Source organism: Sphingobium sp. CCH11-B1 (assembly GCF_001556865.1).
Taxonomy (GTDB): Bacteria; Pseudomonadota; Alphaproteobacteria; order Sphingomonadales; family Sphingomonadaceae; genus Sphingobium.
In genome coordinates, this window is sequence record NZ_LSJY01000074.1 from 1 (window position 1) to 3,495 (window position 3,495).

Consider the following 3,495-nt stretch of genomic DNA (forward strand, 5'->3'; position numbering starts at 1 on the left):
GATCATCTGCTCCAGGTCGCCGACCGCGCGATGCACCGCCGTCTGCGACAGGGTACTGCCATGCGCCGCCGCCGCGAAACTCCCCGCCTCTGCCAACGCCAGAAAGGCGCGCAGCTGCGTCATCGTCATTAGCCGCTCAGGATAGTGGAACACGCCCGACAAGCCCTTGGCCGCCTGCGACAGATGATCCAGCGCCGCGCGCGCCCGCTCGATCACGATCTCGCCCATGGGCGTCGGCACCATGCCGCCCGACCGCCGCTCGAAAAAGGTGTAGCCGAATTGCCGTTCCAGCTTGGCCAGCCCCTGCGTCAGCGCCGGTTGCGACAGGCTGACCACATCGGCGGCGGCGGTGATGCTGCCATGTTCGCGGATCGCCAGCAGCGCGCGCAGGTGGCGCAGATTAAGGTCGAACGGATCGGTCGCCATGCCGCTTACTCTTGTTACCCTCCACCCGCACGCTGTGGCGTCATCGGGCGACGTCAGCCTTACCGGACAACTGCCCCAAAGGACAGCGGCCCCTTGCCCCAATAGGCAGAAATTGTAATGGACTGACCATTATTACAATGGTAGGACCATTAGCGAGAGGCGCGCACGGCCGCGGCCACGGATTCGGATAAGAAGGAGGCACAAGATGGACTTTGAATTGCCCGACGACATCAAGGAATTTTGCGACGTCACCCGCGCCATCGTGCGCGACCTGCTCCCTTATGAAGCCGAATTTCAGGCCACCGGCAAAGTCCCGCCGATCGTGCGACAAACGCTGGTCGACAATGGCTATTTCGGCCTGTCTTTGCCGGAAGAATATGGCGGCCTGGGCCTTGGCGCACTCGCGCAGGCGGCGGTGCAGATCGAACTCGCCCGCCTTCCTCCCCAATTCTGGACCGAATTGCGCCCGCTAATGGGTCCGGGCGCGCGCAACATCGTCTATCATGCCTCTGAAGCGCAAAAGCAGCAGCTGATCCCTGGCATGGTGTCGGGCGAAATCCCGATCGCCTTTGCCCTCACCGAACCCAATAGCGGGTCCGATCCGGGGTCAATGCGTACCACCGCCACCCGCAATGCCGACGGATGGGTCATCAACGGCTCCAAAACCTATATTTCCAACGGCAAGAACGCCAAATATGTGATCGTCTATGCCTATACCGACAAGGCCGCGGGGCCACGCGGCGGCATTTCCGCCTTCCTGATGCCCGCCGACACGCCCGGCTTTGCCGTTACCGGCACGATCGAACTGATGGGCACCGCAACGCCCGGCGTCTATGAACTGACCTTCGACGAATGCCAGTTGCCCGCCGACGCCCTGCTCGGCGAAGAAGGGCGCGGCTTCCACTATGCGCTCGAAGGCCTGAACGAAGGCCGCATGAATGTCGGCGCGACCGCCGTCGGCATGGGCGAATATGCGCTGGAACTGGCGATCGAGGAATCGAAACAGCGCCCGGCCTTTGGAGGCGTCATCTCGGACTTCCAGGCGATCCGCCACTATATCGCCACCATGGCGACCGACATGCGCGCCGCCCGCCTGATCCTGCTCGACGCCTGCTGGCGCTACGACCAGGGTGAGAAAAAACGTGAGCTGGCGTCCATGGCCAAGCTGTTCGCCACCGAAGCCGGCAGCCGCACGGTGGACACGGCGGTCCAGATTTTCGGCGGCTCAGGCTATTGCCGCGGCTTTGCGGTCGAGCGGCTCTATCGCGACATTCGCATCACGCGGATATACGAGGGATCGTCGGAGATTCAGAAGAACACGATCGCGCGGGAGTTGTTGCGGTAAGTAGGGTGTGGGCGGGAGAGCGATTTAACGGCTCCCGCCTAATGCCTGATATGCGCCATTTACTGCCATCCAGTGGCTGATTTTTAGTTCCCGGAAGCGGTGTTTGTTCAGGTTCAGGCGGTCTTTCCGGCGATGAAAAAGTAGACGGTCGTGCGACCGCCGGACGTAGAACTTTGACGATGTCCCTCGTAGTAATAAACCTGATCTGTTGCCGTGGCGACCGAACCATCGACGCGTGGAGGCAGTTTGCGCTAGCAAAATAGGAAATTGCGCGAGATGAAGACCCCGAGGGCATCATGATCAACGACGTGCGAATGACATTGGACAGGCTCATCACAGAACGCGGGGATAGCTACGCGAGTGTATCAGATCTACTTGGCCGTAATGCCGCCTACATCCAGCAATTCATAAAGCGGGGGACTCCTCGCAAGCTCGACGAACGAGATCGTCAGATTCTCGCGCGCTATTTTGGTGTGCCAGAAACATTGCTGGGTGCGGCGGCACGACAGGGGCAACCATCACGCTCCCCGCGCGACGAACTGGCGGTAGTAAGTATCCCTCGGCTTGCAATCGGTGTCTCAGCCGGTAGCGGTACATTGGACACGACCGAAAGTCGCGTGGGTGCAATTGCGTTCGACGCGCAATGGCTGCGTCAACTTGGCCTTCGCCCCCAACGCGCATCGATTATTCACGTCGCCGGCGAATCAATGTTACCGACGTTGAACGATGGCGACGATATCTTGGTTGACCATGATGATGGTCCTGATCGGATACGTGACGGACTATACGTACTCCGACTCGATGGCGTTCTTATGGTGAAGCGGATCGCTACTGGACCGCTTCGTGGAAGCTTCAGTGTGATCAGCGACAACCCGCTTTATCCCGCATGGAAGGATGTCGATCCAGCAATTCTCTCGATCATTGGTCGAGTTGTTTGGGTTGGTCACGCCGTTCGATGAGTGTCACTGCTGGCTCACCGATTGCCCACCAAACTACAAAGGAAGCGCTTCACCACGTTTTCACCAGAAGAAGTGATGGCAACGACTTTGCGACGCCCATCGACGCGGTCGGCACTTTGGGTGATCCACTGCAGGTCAACCAAACGAGATATCATACGAAGCGCGGTAGTCGGTGGGACGCTTGCTGCAATGCAGGCGCTGCTAACGTAAATAATACCCCCTTCCACCTTGGCAGCGTATAGATCCAGCAGAATGTCCCATGCAGGGTCTTCAAATAGGCCTGGGCATAACTCATCCCTTTGTCGCCGCAATTTCAGATAGCGGCGCGCCGCGACCGCCAGGCCGGCTTCCGATATTGGGCATTCGTCTACTGATGCGTCCATTGTTGTTACGGACCGTGTGATCGGCTCCAGACGCGGTGCCGATCTCATACGCTGCAGCCCCTCCGCCAATGAAGCCAAGGCATCGGAAATCTGCGCCAACGCATCTTCTGTCGCGTGCATCAACATTAGCAGCTTCCTTCTGAAAATGGGTCAATTGCGAACCCATCTGCCCGCAAGCCAGTCAACCGCACTCACATCAGTCCTTCTTCGCGAAAGCTGAAAATCGCCTCGTCAGCCCATATGTGTCAAACGGCGTTCAAAAGGGACCCCCTATCGGCGTCGAAGAGGGACCCCCTTTTCGGATATGATGCCGGTTAGTTGAAGGTCGCCTTGCGCTGCGTGCGGCGGAGGGCGGGCGTAGCCCGACCGGAGGCGCGCGCAG

The 3,495-nt window shown here is 59.5% G+C and carries 4 protein-coding genes; 2 read left to right on the top strand and 2 right to left on the bottom strand.

Annotated features, from left to right (window positions below; translation table 11 throughout):
* The coding region (locus AX724_RS07820) for a LysR family transcriptional regulator (protein WP_156448023.1) at window positions 1-426 on the bottom strand (426 nt) is incomplete at its 3' end.
* 205 nt (window positions 427-631) lie between these two features.
* Here AX724_RS07820 and AX724_RS07825 point away from each other — a divergent pair.
* A complete protein-coding gene (locus AX724_RS07825) occupies window positions 632-1,771 on the top strand; it encodes an acyl-CoA dehydrogenase family protein (protein WP_066765097.1) in 1,140 nt (379 codons plus the stop codon).
* Between the two features lie 296 nt (window positions 1,772-2,067).
* Entirely contained in the window at window positions 2,068-2,730 is a 663-nt protein-coding gene (locus AX724_RS22720) for a S24 family peptidase (protein ID WP_082733439.1), read from the top strand.
* Window positions 2,731-2,744: 14 nt separating this feature from the next.
* On the opposite strand, the gene AX724_RS07830 is transcribed toward AX724_RS22720, so the two are convergent.
* Window positions 2,745-3,239, bottom strand: a complete 495-nt coding sequence (locus AX724_RS07830; protein WP_066765100.1) for a hypothetical protein — start codon at window positions 3,237-3,239, stop codon at window positions 2,745-2,747.
* Between the last annotated feature and the right edge of the window lie 256 nt (window positions 3,240-3,495).